The sequence below is a fragment of the Haloarcula sp. H-GB4 genome (genome assembly GCF_030848575.1).
In the GTDB taxonomy this organism is placed as follows: domain Archaea; phylum Halobacteriota; class Halobacteria; order Halobacteriales; family Haloarculaceae; genus Haloarcula.
Window position 1 is genome coordinate 172,767 of sequence record NZ_JAVDDX010000001.1, and the last position, 17,067, is coordinate 189,833.

The 17,067-nt window shown below is 62.8% G+C and carries 20 protein-coding genes; 11 read left to right on the forward strand and 9 right to left on the reverse strand.

Annotated features, from left to right (window positions below):
- The first annotated feature begins 182 nt into the window (after positions 1–182).
- The gene (locus RBH20_RS00910) at positions 183–431 is read left to right on the forward strand and encodes a hypothetical protein (RefSeq protein WP_004518404.1); all 249 of its coding nucleotides are present in this window, start codon (positions 183–185) and stop codon (positions 429–431) included.
- A gap of 95 nt (positions 432–526) precedes the next feature.
- The gene (locus RBH20_RS00915) at positions 527–1,774 is read left to right on the forward strand and encodes a site-2 protease family protein (RefSeq protein WP_306704593.1); all 1,248 of its coding nucleotides are present in this window, start codon (positions 527–529) and stop codon (positions 1,772–1,774) included.
- A gap of 28 nt (positions 1,775–1,802) precedes the next feature.
- On the opposite strand, the gene thiL is transcribed toward RBH20_RS00915, so the two are convergent.
- A complete protein-coding gene (gene thiL / locus RBH20_RS00920; protein WP_306704595.1) occupies positions 1,803–2,669 on the reverse strand; it encodes a thiamine-phosphate kinase in 867 nt (288 codons plus the stop codon).
- A 96-nt stretch (positions 2,670–2,765) separates the two neighbouring features.
- Here thiL and RBH20_RS00925 point away from each other — a divergent pair, with 96 nt between their 5' ends.
- The 4 genes from RBH20_RS00925 to RBH20_RS00940 all read left to right on the forward strand — a co-directional run bounded on the left by RBH20_RS00925 (position 2,766) and on the right by RBH20_RS00940 (position 5,426).
- Positions 2,766–3,800, forward strand: a complete 1,035-nt coding sequence (locus RBH20_RS00925; RefSeq protein ID WP_306704597.1) for a lysylphosphatidylglycerol synthase transmembrane domain-containing protein — start codon at positions 2,766–2,768, stop codon at positions 3,798–3,800.
- A gap of 114 nt (positions 3,801–3,914) precedes the next feature.
- Positions 3,915–4,376: a 30S ribosomal protein S19e gene (locus RBH20_RS00930; RefSeq protein ID WP_004964492.1), complete on the forward strand. Its 462-nt coding sequence runs from the start codon at positions 3,915–3,917 to the stop codon at positions 4,374–4,376.
- Positions 4,377–4,463: 87 nt separating this feature from the next.
- A complete protein-coding gene (locus tag RBH20_RS00935) occupies positions 4,464–4,808 on the forward strand; it encodes a DNA-binding protein (RefSeq protein ID WP_005536183.1) in 345 nt (114 codons plus the stop codon).
- Positions 4,809–5,426 (forward strand): alpha hydrolase, encoded by a 618-nt coding sequence (locus tag RBH20_RS00940; RefSeq protein WP_306704600.1) that lies wholly within the window; start codon positions 4,809–4,811, stop codon positions 5,424–5,426. It begins immediately after the preceding gene.
- Positions 5,427–5,463: 37 nt separating this feature from the next.
- Here RBH20_RS00940 and RBH20_RS00945 read toward each other — a convergent pair whose 3' ends face one another.
- The gene (locus RBH20_RS00945) at positions 5,464–6,090 is read right to left on the reverse strand and encodes an ATPase domain-containing protein (protein WP_306704601.1); all 627 of its coding nucleotides are present in this window, start codon (positions 6,088–6,090) and stop codon (positions 5,464–5,466) included.
- Between the two features lie 293 nt (positions 6,091–6,383).
- Here RBH20_RS00945 and hisS point away from each other — a divergent pair, with 293 nt between their 5' ends.
- Complete coding sequence (hisS, locus tag RBH20_RS00950) at positions 6,384–7,691, forward strand: histidine--tRNA ligase (RefSeq protein ID WP_306704602.1); 1,308 nt, start codon at positions 6,384–6,386, stop codon at positions 7,689–7,691.
- 61 nt (positions 7,692–7,752) lie between these two features.
- Positions 7,753–8,175: an SHOCT domain-containing protein gene (locus tag RBH20_RS00955; protein ID WP_306704603.1), complete on the forward strand. Its 423-nt coding sequence runs from the start codon at positions 7,753–7,755 to the stop codon at positions 8,173–8,175.
- A 68-nt stretch (positions 8,176–8,243) separates the two neighbouring features.
- Here the strand turns inward: RBH20_RS00955 and RBH20_RS00960 are convergent, their stop codons facing one another.
- Positions 8,244–8,750, reverse strand: a complete 507-nt coding sequence (locus tag RBH20_RS00960) for a GNAT family N-acetyltransferase (RefSeq protein ID WP_306704604.1) — start codon at positions 8,748–8,750, stop codon at positions 8,244–8,246.
- A 95-nt stretch (positions 8,751–8,845) separates the two neighbouring features.
- Between RBH20_RS00960 and truA the strand changes: the two genes are divergently transcribed.
- The 3 genes from truA (at position 8,846) to RBH20_RS00975 (ending at position 12,885) form a co-directional block, all read left to right on the forward strand.
- On the forward strand, positions 8,846–9,688 hold the full coding sequence (gene truA / locus RBH20_RS00965; protein ID WP_306704605.1) for a tRNA pseudouridine(38-40) synthase TruA: 843 nt from the start codon (positions 8,846–8,848) through the stop codon (positions 9,686–9,688).
- Between the two features lie 38 nt (positions 9,689–9,726).
- Positions 9,727–11,517, forward strand: coding sequence for an oligoendopeptidase F (pepF, locus tag RBH20_RS00970; RefSeq protein ID WP_306704606.1), 1,791 nt, complete (start codon positions 9,727–9,729; stop codon positions 11,515–11,517).
- Positions 11,518–11,664: 147 nt separating this feature from the next.
- Positions 11,665–12,885, forward strand: a complete 1,221-nt coding sequence (locus RBH20_RS00975) for a proteasome-activating nucleotidase (RefSeq protein WP_306704607.1) — start codon at positions 11,665–11,667, stop codon at positions 12,883–12,885.
- A gap of 35 nt (positions 12,886–12,920) precedes the next feature.
- Here RBH20_RS00975 and glpR read toward each other — a convergent pair whose 3' ends face one another.
- The 6 genes from glpR to RBH20_RS01005 are packed head-to-tail and all read right to left on the reverse strand — an operon-like array spanning position 12,921 to position 17,062.
- The gene (gene glpR / locus RBH20_RS00980; RefSeq protein ID WP_306704608.1) at positions 12,921–13,694 is read right to left on the reverse strand and encodes an HTH-type transcriptional regulator GlpR; all 774 of its coding nucleotides are present in this window, start codon (positions 13,692–13,694) and stop codon (positions 12,921–12,923) included.
- Positions 13,695–13,751: 57 nt separating this feature from the next.
- Positions 13,752–13,874 carry a hypothetical protein gene (locus RBH20_RS00985; protein WP_306704609.1) on the reverse strand — a complete coding sequence of 41 codons (123 nt, stop codon included), beginning with the start codon at positions 13,872–13,874 and terminating at the stop codon, positions 13,752–13,754.
- A gap of 19 nt (positions 13,875–13,893) precedes the next feature.
- Complete coding sequence (locus RBH20_RS00990) at positions 13,894–14,067, reverse strand: hypothetical protein (protein ID WP_306704610.1); 174 nt, start codon at positions 14,065–14,067, stop codon at positions 13,894–13,896.
- Positions 14,068–14,069: 2 nt separating this feature from the next.
- Entirely contained in the window at positions 14,070–15,200 is a 1,131-nt protein-coding gene (locus tag RBH20_RS00995) for an ABC transporter ATP-binding protein (protein WP_306704611.1), read from the reverse strand.
- 6 nt (positions 15,201–15,206) lie between these two features.
- Positions 15,207–16,127 carry a carbohydrate ABC transporter permease gene (locus tag RBH20_RS01000; protein WP_306704612.1) on the reverse strand — a complete coding sequence of 307 codons (921 nt, stop codon included), beginning with the start codon at positions 16,125–16,127 and terminating at the stop codon, positions 15,207–15,209.
- Positions 16,124–17,062, reverse strand: a complete 939-nt coding sequence (locus tag RBH20_RS01005) for a carbohydrate ABC transporter permease (protein WP_306704613.1) — start codon at positions 17,060–17,062, stop codon at positions 16,124–16,126. The genes RBH20_RS01000 and RBH20_RS01005 overlap by 4 nt, the downstream gene beginning before the upstream one ends.
- Positions 17,063–17,067: the final 5 nt, after the last annotated feature.

Below are 17,067 nucleotides of genomic sequence, written 5' to 3' on the forward strand. Positions count from 1 at the left end.
AACCACCACGAAATCAGCCCCTCTTTACGGGCTGAGAAAGCCTTGTAAAACGTCTAAATAAATTTGAAACGGTTGTAAAGAATGCGTTTTAGCTCGATTTGTCCTGAAAGTGACCGAAGTGACCTGAAGGTTCCTTCCTTTATATACTGTCGGCGGGGCTACGAGAAAGTGAGGTGACAAAGATGAGCGCTACCGCAACGCCCTCCGGCGAGGAAGAGCCCTCCAAAGAAGAGCGACTGAAGTCGTTCCTCGCAGAGAAGGCAAGTGACGGCGAGATGTATTTCAAGAGCAAGTTCATCGCTGACGAAGTCGGTCTCTCCCCCAAGGAGATTGGTGCCCTGATGGTCAAGCTCAAGGACAGCGCGTCCGAGATCAATGTCGAAAAGTGGTCGTACACGAGCGCGACCACCTGGCGTATTGAGCCGGCGTAGGCGACTGGTCCCCGCGTACAGTTTTCGGACGGCGTACCTGCTAGCTGTGTGATCGTTCGCGGAGTATTTGTGCCCGCATCGTTTACAAGTAGTTGATGAGTGGTTCCGCCGCGGACCCGCCGTCGCCTGACCGACTGGCCGGCGTGTTCTCCGTCTCGTCAGTACGGCGGGTGGACGGCACTGTCAAGTATATCGGCGACCCGCTGGTGCCACCAGCCGCCGTCGCTGAGCAACTCAGGCCGGTGTTCCGACAGCAGGGCTATGATGTTCGACTCGAAGAACTCGGTCCCGAATCGGCTGCTGGGGCTACCGCGACGAGCAACGGTGGGGCTACTGTTGTCGATGATCTGGGCGCCGATGACTCGATTACCCCCGGTGGTACGCTAAACGCGCGTTCGACCCAGTACGCACTGGTGGCGGAGCCAGTCAGCACGGACACCGGCGGTGTTCCGTGGCTCAACATTGGGCTGCTGCTTGCGACTATCGCGTCGACCCTCTATGTCGGGGCGAGCGCCTGGTATTACATCCCGGTCGCTGAGAACCCACTTCGCGTGTTCGAAGCTTGGCCGTTCGTGGTCGCGATGCTGGGCGTGCTCGGCATCCACGAACTGGGTCACTACGCCGCGGCCCGCTATCACGGCGTCGACGTGACGCTCCCGTATTTCATCCCGTTCCCGTCGTATCTCGGCACGATGGGTGCGGTCATCAACATCCGTGGGCGGATTCCAGACCGGACGGCGCTGTTCGACATCGGTGTCGCCGGTCCGCTTGCCGGCCTCGTCGCGACAACAATTGTCACCGTCATCGGCCTCTCGATAGACCCGATTACTGTCCCGGAACGCGTGGCAAACAGCGGCACCGGTATCATCATTACATTCAATTATCCATTGCTGTTTCAGGCGCTGGAAGCGCTGGTGAACACGCTGGGGCTCGGGACCGAGGTCGGACCCGGTGAGTCTGTCCACCCCATCGTATTCGCCGGCTGGGCCGGGATGTTCTTCACGTTCCTGAACCTGCTCCCGGTAGGACAGCTCGACGGCGGCCACATCGTGCGGTCCATCGTCGGACGGCGTCAGGAAACCATCGCCGCCGCGGTGCCCGGCGCACTGTTCGCACTCGCCGGCTACCTGTATTTCACTCGCGACCCGCCGCCGGTCGGCTTCGGCGTCTGGGGCCTGTGGGTGTTCTGGGGCCTGTTCGCCACCGGGCTCGCGTACGCCGGTCCGGCCCGCCCGACTGTGGACACGACACTGGACCGACGGCGAGCGCTGCTTGGCCTGCTTACGTTCCTGCTGGGGCTGGCCTGTTTCACGCCGGTTCCATTCGAGATCAGCGCGGTCTAACTGTCAGGCCGTGTCGCTGGGGGCGGGCTCAGTGTGAGTACCCTCGGTCCGGAAGCGTCTCGCCGTCGAGTGTCACGCCGTGCTCGGTGGCCGTGCCGATGCGGTGGAGCGGGCACGGCACGGCCTCTCTGGCTTCGAGCACGTCGGATTCAGGCAGCGTACACACCAGCTCGAAGTCCTCGCCGAAGAACACACCCAGTTCTCTGCGCTCTTGCTCAGTCTTCGCGAGCGCGTCGGCCTGTGCGTCTATCGGCAGTGGCGCTTCGATAGCAAAACCACAGCCGCTGGCCGCAGCCAGTTGGTGCAGCGAGCGGGCCAGACCGTCGCTCGAATCCATCATTGCTGTCGCGTGCGGTCGGAGCGCGACGCCCGCACGAACGCGAGGCTCGAACTGGAATAGCTCGTTCGCCTGGTCGGTATCGCCCCGGTCGAACAGTTCGAGGGCGGCGCCTGACCGGCCGAGCGTTCCGGTGACACAGACCGCGTCACCGGGCGAAGCGCCTGAGCGTCGAACGGGCTCAGCCGCGGAGCCGATGGCCGTCGTTGCGACGGTGAACTCGTCGTGGCTATCCAGATCGCCGCCGACGTATTCCGCGCCGACCGCGTGACACACGTCCTGTGTGCCGTCGATGAACGCCGCGAGTTCATCCGGTTCGAACGACGGTGCGCCGTACGCGGCCACTGCGGCAGTTGCCTCGGCCCCCATCGCCGCTACATCCGACAGCGAGGCGGCGACGGCCCGCCAGCCAGCCGTGTAGCGGGTCGTCCCCGACGGGAAGTCCGTCCGCTCGTGGAGCATATCGGTCGTGATGACCTGCCCGTCCACGACGGCGCAGTCGTCGCCCGCGTCGGGAAGTCGGTCGGCGAGGTCAGCGAGTGCGGCCCGCTCGTCCATACCCCGTCGTCAGGTCCCCGGGGCAAAACCCCCGTGGATATCCGCCGGCGAGACAGGGTCGGTGGGTTGAAACCGGAGACTGCCAATCCCATCCACATGGATGGGAACCGCGTGGCGACGGTCGTCGGGTTCGCGGCGGCGCTCGCCGTCCTCGCGGGGCTGGTGTGGCTTGTCGGCATCGGCGAGACGCTGGACGCGCTCGCGACAGCGGACCTAGGGGCGCTGCTCGCCGTCGCAGGCATTGCCATACTGTGGCTCGTCTCGTGGGGGCTGGCGCTGTGGACGGTTCTGCAAGCCCTAGACGCGCCGGTGGCACCACACACTGCCGTGCTCGTGTTCGTCGCCGCCGTGTTCTCGAACAACGTCACACCCTTTGGCCAGGCCGGCGGCGAGCCAGTGAGCGCGCTGCTCATTTCGACGGCCGCCGACACCGAGTACGAGACCGGGCTGGCAGCTATCGCCACCGTCGATACTGTCCATTTCCTGCCGTCAGTCGGGTATGCTGTCATCGGATTCACGTTTGTCGCCGCTGGTGCGGTCCAGTTGACCCGGAACTTGGCGTTTGCCGCCGGTGCCGTCGCGGTGCTCGCGGTCGGCATCCCCACTGCCGCTGTCCTGGGCTGGCGACACCGGGACCGGGTTCAAGCGCTGGTCATCCGCGGTGTCGCACCGGCTCTGGCCGCGCTGTCGAACGTCGTGCCCCGATGGTCACCGCCGTCCGCGGCCAACATCCAGGCACGAATCGAGGGGTTCTTTTCGGCCATCGAGCGCATCGCGACCGACCGGCGGACGGTTCTCCAGACCTTCGGGCTCTCGGCCGTTGGCTGGGTCTGCCTGTCGGCGTCGCTGTGGACGTCGCTGTACGCCGTTGGGGCACCAGTACCAGTCGAAGTTGTCCTGCTTGTCGTTCCCGTTGGGAGTATCGCCAGCATCGTACCGCTTCCCGGCGGGTCCGGCGCTATCGAGACGGTGCTCGTGACCCTGCTGGTCTCGACGGCTCCGGTTTCGGCCGCGCTGGCCACCTCAGGGGTGCTGATCCACCGCGTCGGGAGCTACCTGTTGCCGACGGTTCTCGGCGGCGGCGTCGCCGCTGCGCTCGGCGTCGACCGGGCTGCAGCGCCCGAGAAGTGACTCCACGATTCCCGACAGAAGCGAGAGCATCGCTGGCCTATGGGCGAGTGAACGGTTCACGCCCGCCGACTGCGAACGACGCGTTTAAATGACGGCGACGGAAAGAAATCTGCAATGGCTACACTCTACGACGTTCCCCCCGAGGAACTCATCGAGGCACTCACGGAGACGCTCGCAGACGAAGACGACATCGAAGCGCCGGACTGGGCCGAGTTCACCAAGACCGGTGTCGACCGCGAACTCCCACCTGAGCAAGAGGACTTCTGGACGCGACGTGCCGCCAGCCTCCTCCGAAAGGTCGCCGTCGACGGTCCCGTCGGTGTCAACGCCCTCCGCTCCGAGTACGGCACTTCGAAGCAGGGGACGACCCGCTACCGCGTCCGCCCACACCAGAAGACCAAGGGCTCGGGCAACATCATCCGGACGGCGCTCCAGCAGCTCGAAGACGCCGGCTACGTCGAGACCAGCGAAAACGACGGCCGCCGTGTCACGGGTGACGGCCGCAGCCTCCTCGACGACACCGCAGGCGACCTCCTGACGGAACTCGACCGCCCGGAACTCGAACGCTACGCGTAACCGACGCCTTTCTCGCTGTTTTTTCCTCGCCCCATAGCCCCTGCTCCGAAATCGTTTTCCGACCGACTCCAGTATTTCCATACAAGTATGAGTGGCGACCCCAGCGAGGAAGAACTCGACGAGCTCCGAAAAAAGAAGATGGAGCAGCTCAAGGAACAGCAGGGCGGCGAAGGCGAAGGCCAGGAGGCCGCGCAACAGCAGGCTGAAGCCCAGAAACAGGCCGTCCTCAAACAGAACCTTACTGACGGCGCGCGCAAGCGGCTCAACACGGTCAAGATGTCGAAACCGCAGGTCGGCGAACAGGTCGAACAGCAGGTCGTCGCGCTGGCCCGTAGCGGCCGCGTGCAGGGCCAGATCGACGAGGACCAGATGAAAGAGCTCCTCTCGGAGCTGACGCCCGACTCCAAGAGCTTCGATATCAAGCGCCGGTAGATGCGCTGTGCTCTGTTGTACAGCGGCGGAAAGGACTCGACGCTGGCGGCGCTTTTGCTTGACCCCTTTTACGACGTGACGCTCGTCAGTGGCTCTTTTGGCGTCCGCGACACTGACCCTGCACAGGAGAGCGCAACGGCTGTAGGCTTCGACCACGCGACGGTCGATCTGGACCCGGACGTGGCCCACAATGCCGTCAAGCAGATGCACGACGACGGCTACCCGCGAAACGGCATCCAACAGGTCCACGAACACGCTGTCGAAACCGTTGCCCGTGGTGACTGGGTCGCCGATGCCGACGGTCTCGATACACTCGACGCCGTGGCTGACGGCACCCGCCGCGATGACCGGGTGCCGACGGTGGACCGCCCGCTCGCCCAGAGCATCGAGGACCGTTTCGACGTGGACTACCTCGCGCCGCTTGCGGGCATCGGTCGCGGCGCTATCGACGCGATGGCCGCTGACCGGCTCGTCGTCGAGACCGGCCCCAGCGCCGAGATCCCGAAGGCTGACTACGAGGTTGAACTCCGTGCGCTCCTGCGGGAGCGCTACAGTGAGGGTGTCGTGGCTGACGTGTTCCCCGAGCACACACAGTCCCGCGTGCAGGGCCTGCGGTAGCCGTCGGCGGTTCGAGTCCTGCGCGTGCGTTCGTCAACTAGGCGATATCCCGGCTGGTGTCCACGCTGATGCGGTCGGTGAGGTCGAGGCAGATCGGTTCGGTGAGCGCTCGCCCTCCGCGGAACTTCGGAACAAAGAGCCTGTTTTCGATGGCGTCGTCGCGCCGTTTCGTTTCGAGGTCAAGCACGACGTCGCTCGTGTACTCCGTCCGATGGCGCTGTGACGGTGTCGCGTCGTGCTTGAGTGCGTACAGGACCGCGACGCTGTCGGTCTGTGTGAGTCTGGCCTGCAGCGTTTCGAGGAAGGCCCGAAACTCCCCTGTGTCGGCGCGCTCGAGTGGCTCGACTGGGTCGACGACGAGGAGCGACCCTTCAGTGAGTCCCTCGACGTGGGCGAGTGCATCGCTCACCGGGGCCTCACGGTTCAACTGGCTGACTGTGAGGTTGTCGTAGGCCCCTCGCTGTGACCGCAACGTCGACGTGACCGTCGTGGGTGCCTGTTCGCCGGAGAGATACACCGTTTCCTGCCGGGCGACGAACTCGGAGAGAAACAGCTCCGCCTGGCTCGCCGGTTCGGCGAGCAGTGTGACGAGGCTGCCAGCCGGTACGCCGCCGTTGAGCTTTCGGTCCAGCGCTCGAACCCCTGTTTCGAATCGTTGCGTCACCGTCTCACCTCACCATGTGTCCACCGATTCACTGCCCATCCCATACAGACACACTCGGTGGAGTGTCTGTTTGTTGTCCGTTCTCTAATACGGGCCGTCGCACACATAGTCAGTCTCTAGCCGCTTACCGCCAGTGTTGTGCTGGCCGTGCCCTCCCATGGTCACAGACCGCTGGCAGAGACAGTTGTGACCTTCATTTTAGCGAGTCTCTACCGGTAGGTATCAACCTATAGCTGTGGCTCTGGTCAGCGTGAACGAACAGGTTCAAGCGCGCCCTTGCTGTAGACGCCGGTATGTACGACTCCGTCAAGGGCTTTCGCGATTTCTACCCCGAGGAGATGCAGGCCCGGCGGTGGGCCATGGATACGCTTGAAGACGTCGCACAGCGCTATGGCTTCCGAGAAATCGGCACCCCAGCGCTGGAACCGACCGAGATGTACGTCGACAAGAGCGGTGAGGAGATCGTCGAGGAACTGTACAGCTTCGAGGACAAGGGCGGACGCGAGGTCGCGCTCACGCCGGAGCTGACGCCGACTGTCGCGCGGATGTTCGTCGCCAAGCAACAGGAGCTCTCGAAGCCGATCAAGTGGGTGTCGACGCGGCCGTTCTGGCGCTACGAGGAGCCCCAGCAGGGGCGGTTCCGGGAGTTCTACCAGACCAACGTCGACATCTTCGGGTCGGCAGAGCCGACGGCCGACGCCGAGATTCTGGCCGTTGCCGTGGATATGCTCACTGACCTCGGGCTGACGGGCGAGGACTTCGAAATCCGCGTCTCACATCGGGATATCCTCTCGGGCGTGCTGGAGTCGTTCGGGGCGGACGTGGACGTGCCCGAGGCGATTCGTGCGGTCGACAAGCGGGCGAAGGTCGACCACGACGACTACCTCGACGCGCTCGTCGAGGCGGGGCTCAACTACGGGCAGGCCGACAAGTTCGACGAGATGCTGCAGATCGACGCCCAAGAAATCGAAACGCTTGCGGACCTTACCGGCTCCGAGGATGTCCGCGCGGCGACCGACAACCTGCAGGCAGTGCTCGACGCAGCCGAGGACTTCGGCGTCCGCAAGCACCTCACTGTCTCGCTGACGACCGCGCGCGGGCTGGACTACTACACTGGCATTGTCTTCGAGTGCTTCGACTCGACGGGCGAGGTGTCACGCTCGGTGTTCGGCGGCGGCCGCTATGACGACCTCATCGAGGGCTTCGGTGGCCAGCCGACGCCGGCCGTCGGGTTCGCGCCCGGCCACGCCACGCTCCAGTTGCTCTGTCAGCGCGCCGGCGTCTGGCCCGCCGAGGAACTGTCAACGGACTACTACGTCCTGCAGGTCGGTGACACGCGCCCGACCGCGGCCCGCATCGCCCGTGACCTGCGCGAGCGGGGCCACGTCGTCGAGAGCGACGTTGCCGACCGGTCCTTCGGCGCGCAGATGGGATACGCCGACGGCATCAACGCCGAGACGGTCGTTATCGTCGGCGAGCAGGACCTCGAAAACGACGAGGTGACGCTCAAAGAGATGGACGACGGCGAGCAGGTCAGCGTCCCGCTCTCTGAGTTCCCGGGCGACCACGACCGGCCGACGTTCGAGGACTTCACGGAGTAGCGCAACCTAGCGGTCGGATTGTGACAGTAACTTTTTGCGACCAGCGTGTTGATTAGTCGACATGCAGCTCCCCTCCATCGCTCTCCCGAGGTGGAAGCTCGTCGCAACCATCGCGATACTGTCGATGGGCTTTGCCATGCTCGCAGGTGCGGCCGGCCTCGGAAACGTGCTTGCTCCGATATTTATCATCCTCGGCTGGTTCATCCTGGCCCCGCTTGTCGCCCTTCTGGGATCGAAACTGCCGATGATTGAGTCGCCGGCGGCCGAGCCGGATTCGGATGAAGCCGACATGACCATGGCTTCGGAACCGACGGTAGACCCGGTCGACCAGCTTCGGGAGCGGTACGCCCGCGGTGAATTAACTGACAGCGAGTTCGAGCGGCGACTGGACCGACTGTTGGAAACCGAATCACTCTCAGCAAACAGTGAAACAGAGGAGACGGTTGGTGAGGCTGACAGAGAAGTCAGTCTCGAAACTGAATGAGACGGAGCCCGGACACTACTTCCATGTGACCACTATCCCTGCGTGAGGCCGCCCGCGAGGCGGTCCGGTCAGAGCGCCCGTTCCATCTCCATTTCCACCCGCTCTTTGGCAATCGTCTCGAAGCCGACTGACTCGTACAGTGCCCGGGCGACGTGGTTCGTGTTCGAGACCGAAAGCCAGACGCGGTCGAGCCCGTTTTCCTGCCCGTAGCCAAGCAGGACGCGGATGAGCTGTGAGCCGATGCCGGCGTGCTGGTAGTCTGGATGGACGAAAATCGCCAGCTCCGATGTGTCCTGATACGGGACGAGGACGGAGTGGCCGACAGCTTGATCCTCGTGCCAGACAACGACGTTCAGGCCGTCTTCGACAAGGTTCGGCAGCCAGTCGCGGATGTCCGCTTCAGTCCGGGGTGGGACACCCTGTGACCGGGAGTCGGGCCCGAAATCAGCATACATCTCCACCAGTGGGTCAATGTCGCCGTCATAGGCCTCGATTGTTACCGTCCGCCCGTCGTGGTCGGTGAACGTTTCGGGCGGGCGAGGGAAGTTGTGATCCGCCGCGGCGGCGTTGGACATACCCCCGTCTTTGTCCTCAGGACGCCTAAGTTCGTCTATCCTTCCCAGCGACTGAGATTCGGGTGAGACAAGTGGCTCGCAGTCGACAAATCGGTATGCGCGCCTATCGCGTGGCCTACGACGGCCAGCCGTATCACGGGTTCCAGCGCCAGCCCGATGTCGATACCGTCGAGGGCCGACTGCGTTCAGCACTCGTCCGCCTCGGTGTCTGCGAGCGCGGCGAGGGGCTGCCCGACCGGTACGCGGCCGCCGGCCGGACTGATGCTGGCGTCTCTGCACGGGCACAGACCGTCGCCTTCGACGCCCCGGCGTGGCTCTCACCAGCGGCGTTCAACGGGGAACTCCCGGACGATGTTTGCGTGTGGGCCAGCGCGGATGTCCCCGACGGTTTCCACGCAACCCACGACGCCACTGAACGAACCTACACCTACTACCTGTACGCGCCGCCAAACGCGGACCGACCTGGACACGGACCAGTCGATGATCAGCGGTGGGCCGACGCTGTCGACGCGCTCGCTGGGACACACGACTTTCACAACCTCACGTCCGACGATACCGGTACTGAGCGGACCGTTGCTATCGACTGGACACGGGACAGCCAGTTCCTCGTCGTCCAGCTTACGGCCGGCGGGTTCTGCCGCCAGCTGGTTCGCCGGCTTGTCTCGCTCGCGGCGGCCGTTGCGGACGGCTCGACCCCGCACTCGAAGGTCGACCGCGTCCTCTCGCCGGAGCCCGTCAGCGGCCCCGATGGGGTTCCACCAGCTCCACCCGAACCGCTGGTACTGACTGACGTTCGCTATCCGAACGTGACCTTCACCCGAGACGAGGACGCCGCGGCTGACGCTCGAACTGTCTTCGCACACCGGCGCGCGAACGCCTGCGCGACTGCGCGGGTTGCCGACAACATCACCGACGGGCTCTCCGGCGGTCGTCGTTGAAACGAAGGCTTACTTCGGCCCCGTTCCAAAAGCGGGCTATGAGTTCGGTACCCGCACGGAGCGACATCGATGAAGCGTACAAGTGGGACCTCGACTCCCTCTACGCCAGCGACGAGGACTGGGAAGCCGCCTACGAGGAGGCGGAGGCGCTAATCGAGGATCTGTCCGCCTACGAGGGACGGGCAACCGAGGACGCTGCCACCCTGCTTGCGACGCTAGAGACGTACGAGGAACTGATGCGGACCGTCTCGAATGTCGCGGCCTACGCCCGGATGCGCCGGGACGAGGACACGACGGACGACACCTATCAGGCACTGACCGCCCGCTCGCAGTCACTCTCCTCTGAGGCCAGTTCGGCGGCCTCGTTCCTTGACCCGGAACTGCAGGAGCTGGACTACGACGACATCGAGGAGATGATCGATGAGGAGCCCGCGCTGGAACCGTACGAGCACTACTTCGACGACGTGCTCCGGATGAAAGACCACACCCGCTCGGCCGAAGTCGAGAACCTGCTCGCCGAACTCGGCGAGGTCACCGGCGCGCCCGGCGAGGTGTACAACATGCTGGCCAACGCCGACATGGAGTTCCCGACCGTCGAGGACCCCGACGGCGACCAGCAGCCAATCACGCTCAACAACTTCACGACGCTGCAGAAGCACCCTGACCGCGACTTCCGCCAGCGCGTCTACGAGGCGTTCTACGACGAGTGGGAGACTGTCAGAAATGCGGTCGGGACGGCCTACAAGAACGCCGTCAAGACGGACGTGAAGATGGCCAACGCCCGCAACTACGACACCGCACGCGAGGCCGCACTGGACGGCCCGAACGTTCCCGTCGAGGTGTACGATACGCTGGTCGACACCGTCCACGACAACCTCGATACGCTCCACCGCCACGCCGACCTCAAACGCCAGTCAATCGGGGCCGACGAACTCCGGATGTGGGATCTTTACACCCCACTCGTTCAGGAGGAGTCGCCCGAAATCGAGTACGAACAGGCCTGCGAGTACGTCACCGAGGCCGTCGCGCCGCTGGGCGAGGACTACCAGTCCCAGCTCGCCGAGGGGCTGGACTCGCGGTGGGTCGACGTCTACGAGACCGAGCACAAGCAGTCCGGCGCGTACTCCGGCGGCACCTACGACTCCCAGCCATTCATCCTGATGAACTATCAGGACGACGTGGAGTCGATGTACACGCTGGCCCACGAACTGGGCCACTCGATGCACTCGGAGTACACCAGCGAAGAGCAGCCCTTCGTCTACTCCGGCTACGAGATATTCGTCGCCGAGGTCGCAAGCACCGTCAACGAGACGCTGCTGACCCACCACCTGCTGGACACCGTCGAGGACGAGCGCCTGCGCCGGCACATCCTCAACGAGTACCTCGAACGGTTCCGCTCTACCCTCTATCGCCAGACCATGTTCGCCGAGTTCGAGCACCGCACTCACGAGATGTCCGAGGCCGGCGAGCCGCTGACTCCCGACCGGCTTGACGACCTCTATCAGGACCTGAAAAGCGACTACTACGAGCCGGCAGTGCTCGACGACCGCATTGCCCGCGAGTGGATGCGCATCCCGCACTTCTACCGGGCGTTCTACGTCTACCAGTACGCAACTGGCATTTCGGCGGCTGTCGCGCTCGTCGACGGTATCCTCGAGGAGGGCGAGCCCGCCGCCCAGCGGTATATCGACTTCCTCCAGAGCGGATCGCGGCAGTACCCGCTGGAACTGCTTCGCGACGCCGGCGTCGATATGGCCAGTCCCGACCCGGTCGAATCCGCGCTCTCGACGTATAGCGACTACCTCGATGAGTTCGCCGAGCTGCTGTAGGGCGGTCAGTAGCTATTCGGTGCCTGCCCGGCTAGTCGAGCCACCGGTCTAACTGAACGGTACAGCCCCGTCTCGACACGGATAACTGTTTCACCCCTGTGACCCGAAGGCACTTTGTGTCTCAACCGTATAGTACCGACCATCCAAATGTCGCGCAGTCCCTCGCTTCCGGAACGACCACGGTTGGAACTTGATCCCGATATGACGCCTGACGAGCGTCTGGAGGCACTCCGGGAACATTTCAAAGAGATAGTACAGGTCAACGAACAGCTGACTGAGCAGCTTGACGCTGCCCGTGACCGCCAACACGACCTCACCGACGAGGTCGACCAGCTCGAACGGGAAAACGAGACGCTCAAGACCTCCTCGCTGTACATCGCGACGGCCGAGGAGCTGACTGATGACGGCGTCGTCGTCAAACAGCACGGCAACAATCAGGAAGTGTTGACGGAAGTCTCGCCATCCATCCGCGACGGGCTGGAGGCCGGCGACCGCGTCGCGATCAACGACTCCTTCGGCGTCAAGCAGATCCTCGACCCCGAGACCGACGCCCGTGCGCAGGCGATGCAGGTCGACGGCTCACCGGACGTGAGCTATTCGGATATCGGTGGCCTCGAAGAGCAGATCCGCGAGGTCCGGGAAGCCGTCGAGGAACCGCTCGTCAACGCCGAACAGTTCCGCGAGGTCGGTATCGAACCGCCAAGCGGCGTCCTGCTGCACGGCCCGCCCGGCACGGGGAAGACGATGCTGGCGAAGGCCGTCGCCAACGAGACCGACGCAACGTTCATCAAGATGGCCGGCTCCGAACTGGTCCGGAAGTTCATCGGCGAGGGGGCGCGACTGGTCCGAGACCTGTTCGAGCTTGCCGCCGAGCGCGAACCGGCTATCATCTTCATCGACGAGATCGACGCCATCGCGGCCAAGCGGACGGAGTCAAAGACCTCCGGCGACGCCGAGGTCCAGCGGACGATGATGCAACTGCTCTCAGAGATGGATGGCTTCGACGAGCGTGGGGAAATCCGTATCATCGCCGCGACGAACCGCTTCGATATGCTTGATCGGGCCATTCTCCGCCCCGGCCGCTTCGACCGTCTCATCGAAGTTCCGAACCCCGATGTCGAGGGCCGCGAGCGCATCCTCGAAATCCACACACAGGAGATGAGTCTCGACGACGACGTGGATCTAGGTGCGTTTGCCACCGAAACCGACGGCCTCTCCGGCGCGGAGCTGGCCTCACTGGCGACCGAGGCCGGGATGTTCGCCATCCGCGACGGCCGGACGACGGTCCAGCAGTCCGACCTCCACGACGCCCTCGAGAAGATTGAAGCCGACGACGACGCCAGCAGCGTCCCGGTCGCGTTCGCGTAATACTGCGCGAAAACCAGTTTTAGCCAGTTATGAACTCACGGAACGGCCAGTAAATTGTCCACCACCGTGACGTTCGCCTGCTCGAACACTGTCCGCATTTCGTCGCTCAGCGCCACGTCCGTGATGAACATATCAATGTCATCGACAGTCGCGAACTCGCGGAAGCTCTGACTGTCCAGCTTGCTCCCGTCAGCCACGAGGATGACGTGTCGACCGCCTTCACAGAGCAGTGTTTTGATGCGTGCTTCGTCTTCGTTCGAGACCGAGAGTCCGCCATCGCTCTGGACTGCGTCGGTTTCGAGAAACACGATATCGAAGTTCGTCTTCCGGAGATACGACTCGGCGCTGGGTCCGACGAGCGCGTCCGATGTCTGGCGCAGCGAGTCACCGACAACCTTGACTTCGCCGCAGGTTTCGCGGAGTTCAAACGCGCTTTCCGGTGAGTTTGTTGCGGCGAGCAGCGACAGCTGTTCCGGGATAGCTTTCGCTACTTCGCGCGCCGTCGGTCCCGTATCGAAGAAGACGGCGTCGCCGTCGCTCAGTTCGTCGACAGCCCGCTCGGCGATTGCCTGCTTGCCGCTCGGGTTGTCGATGTCATCGGTCGTGCCGGACCCGTTGGTCGCTTCCTTCGACGCCGGGAGGGCACCGCCGTGAAACCGTTCGATAAGTCCGTCTTCCGCGAGTGACGATAGGTCTCGCCGGATTGTCGCTTCGGAGACGCCGAACTCTTCGGTGAGCTCTTCGACCGTGACTCGATCCGACTTGTTTACTTGTCGAACGATTTCCTTCCGTCGTTCATCAGGTATCATATTCTAGTACAGCAGGCCCGGACCCTACGAGTGAGTACGGCCTCCGACTGATGTATTCTAGTTGGTGTCATCACTCTCGATAGAATCGGCCCCGTTCTCAGGGCCGGCGTCGCAGTCTAGTGATTTGCGAGATTGCTCGATGGCGTTCAGGGGTATATCATGCAGTATGTAGACGTTCATGAAAAACTCTCTCCCGGTACTAATCGCTGAAAACACCGAACAGCGTCGCGACGACCGTCCCGACACTGCTGACGATTGCACCGCCGTACACGCCGGTCGCGTAATTGACCGCCGCGAGGCCCGCCAGTCCGAATGCGGCTCCGAACGCGAGCAGGCCGGCAGGCGTCATCCTGTCGGTGATTTCCGTCGGCATCGTCAGATCGTCGCCTGTCGTTCGATCTTCGCATCGTACGTGAGCGATTTGCCCGTGGCCGGGTCGAAGTACTGGAGCGAGTCCCTGTCGAACCGGAGGTTCACCGCATCACCCATCTCGACCGTCGTGTCGGGGTCGACTGCGGCCTTGATGCTCTGGCCGGTGTCGAGTTCGAGTTCGAGGACTGTCTTCTCGCCCTGCGGTTCGACGACCTCTACCGTCGCCGGATGGACATTCGCCGGAACACCGTCCTGATTGAGCGCAATGTTCTCCGGGCGGATGCCCAGCGTCACGCGGTCTCCGAGATACGGCTCGAGCGCGTCGGTGAACTCGTCGGGGACGTTGTGGATTACGCCGCCGAGGTCTAGTTCGAACTTGCCGGCGGTGGACTCTTCGAGCGTGCCTTCGAGGAAGTTCATCGATGGCGAGCCGAGGAAGCCGGCCACAAACATGTTCCGCGGATTCGAGTACACGTGCGTCGGTTCGCCGACTTGCTGTATCTGTCCGTTGTCCATCACCGCGATCTGGTCAGCCAGCGTCATCGCCTCGACTTGGTCGTGGGTGACGTAGACGGTCGTCGTCGAGAGTTCCTCGTGGAGTTTGTTCAGTTCGGCGCGCATCTGGACCCGGAGCTTCGCGTCTAAGTTCGACAGCGGCTCGTCCATCAGGAACACCGCCGGGTCGCGGACGATTGCGCGGCCGAGTGCGACCCGCTGTTGCTGTCCGCCGGACAGCTCCGACGGCCGGCGGTCCAGTAGCTCCTCTATCTGTAGCAGTTCCGCAGTCTCCTGGACTCGCTCGGTAATTATCTCCTCGTCCGTGTCGTGTTGCTCCAGCCCGAATCGCATATTGTCCCGCACTGTCTTGTGGGGATACAGCGCGTAGTTCTGGAACACCATCGCGATGTCGCGCTCGTACGCACGAGCGTCGTTAACGATGTCCTCGCCGATGCGGATTTCACCGCCGGTCGCTCGTTCGAGTCCTGCGATGAGGCGCAGAGTCGTGGTTTTGCCACACCCTGACGGGCCGACAAGGACGGTGAAACTTTCATCGGGGATGTCCAGCGAGATACCATCAACTGCGGTAACGTCGTCGAATTCCTTTACGAGGTCGGTGAGTTCTACGTGTGCCATAATTAGTTACTCCTTGACTGCTCCTTGTGTGAGTCCGCTTACGATGTACTGCTGGAAGAACAGGCCGAACAGGATGCCGGGTAACGCGGCGATCATCCCGCCGGCTGCCAGATGTGCCCAGTCGACGAAGTCGTCAGCCACGAACAGCGAGACGGCGATCGGTAGCGTCTGGGCCTGTTCAGAGGACGTGAGAACGAGCGCGAAGACGAACTCGTTCCACGAGAAGATGAACGCGAGGATAGCGGTAGCCGCGATGCCCGGCTTCGCCATCGGCAGGATTATTTTGACGAAGGCCTCCCAGCGGGAACAACCGTCGATTCGGGCCTGTTCGTCCAACGATTCGGGGATGCCGTCGAAGTAGTTCTTCATGATCCAGACGGCGAAGGGGAGATTGAAGAACGTGTACGTGAGGATAAGCGCGAGACGCGTGTCGTACAGGCTCCCGGTGAACCCGCCGATGAGCGGCGGGTTCGACATGATCTGGAAGAACGGGACGATGAGCGCGATGGGGGGAATCATCCGCGCACCGACGATCGATAGCAGCAGCGACTTGTTCCCCATGAAGTCAAACCGGGAGAAACTGTAGCCGGTCACCGTTCCCAGAGTGATACAGATGAGCGTCGTCGTCGTCGCGACGATCATGCTGTTGATTGTGTAGTTGTCGAATGGTCTGTTCGTGAAGATGTCCACGTAGTTCTGTGTCGTCGGGCTCTGTGGAAGGAACGTGATCGGCAGCGACAGCACTTCGCTCGATGGTTTGATGCTCGTAACGAAGATGTAGTAGATCGGGAACCAGATGATCAGGACGTATACGGCGAGCAGTCCGTAAGCCAGCAGTCGCTCGCGGGCGACGGACGGCCACTCGTTCTGTGTATCTAGTCCCAGCGACCGACGCAGTCGGTTGAGTGGTGATTTCTTCGTGCTCATGCTTGGTAGGGTGATTCGCCGAATATCTTGTACAGACTGGCCACGATAGCGAAGGTCACGGCCAGCAGGACGACTCCGAGTGCAGCGCCGGACCCGGGTTCGTTGAACACCTGTGCAGTCCGGTACAGCCAGGAGGCCCACACCTCAGTCGACTTCCCGGGGCCGCCCTGGGTCATCACCCAGACCAGATCCAGTGCCCGGATGTCGAAGATGATACGGATGGTCAGCGCGACCAGTATCGACGGTTTCAGGAACGGATACGTGACGTTCCAGAACCGGGACCACCGACTCGCGCCGTCGACCTCGGCGGCATCGTACAGCTGCTCGGGGACGTTTTGCAGACCCGCAAGCAGGATGATGATAATGAACGGTGTGAATACCCAGACGTCGGCGATAATGAGCGCCATCATGGCGAGTGCGCCGTCCGAGAGGAACGGGATATTCCCGGAGATGATACCGAGTCGCTGGAGCGCGCCGTTAATCGCGCCGAAGTCGGACTGGAACATCCAGCGCCACATCAGCCCGCTCATCACGTATGGGAGAATCCACGGGACGATGACCGCCGTTCTGAACCAGCCCCGTCCTTTCAGGTCTTTATCAAGCAACAGCGCGATACCGAGGCCAAGCAGGAACGAGATGGAGACGCTGAAGCCGACGTAGATGACTGTATTCGTCGTGATTGAAACGAAACTGGGATTGAATATGCCGAGTGCGGCATTGCCCCCCTCTCGTGCGAAGATCAACCGCTGGAAGTTCCGCAGACCGACGAACTCCATTTCGTTTGTCACCGGGTTACGGAACTGGAAGCTACTGACAAGCAACTTCGCGGTCGGATAGACGATTATCGCAGCGATCCACAGGAGCGTTGGCCCGACAGTTAGCGGGACAAATAGCTTGTCGAGTTTGCGACGCAGTGGGCTCTTTTCGATTGACATAATAT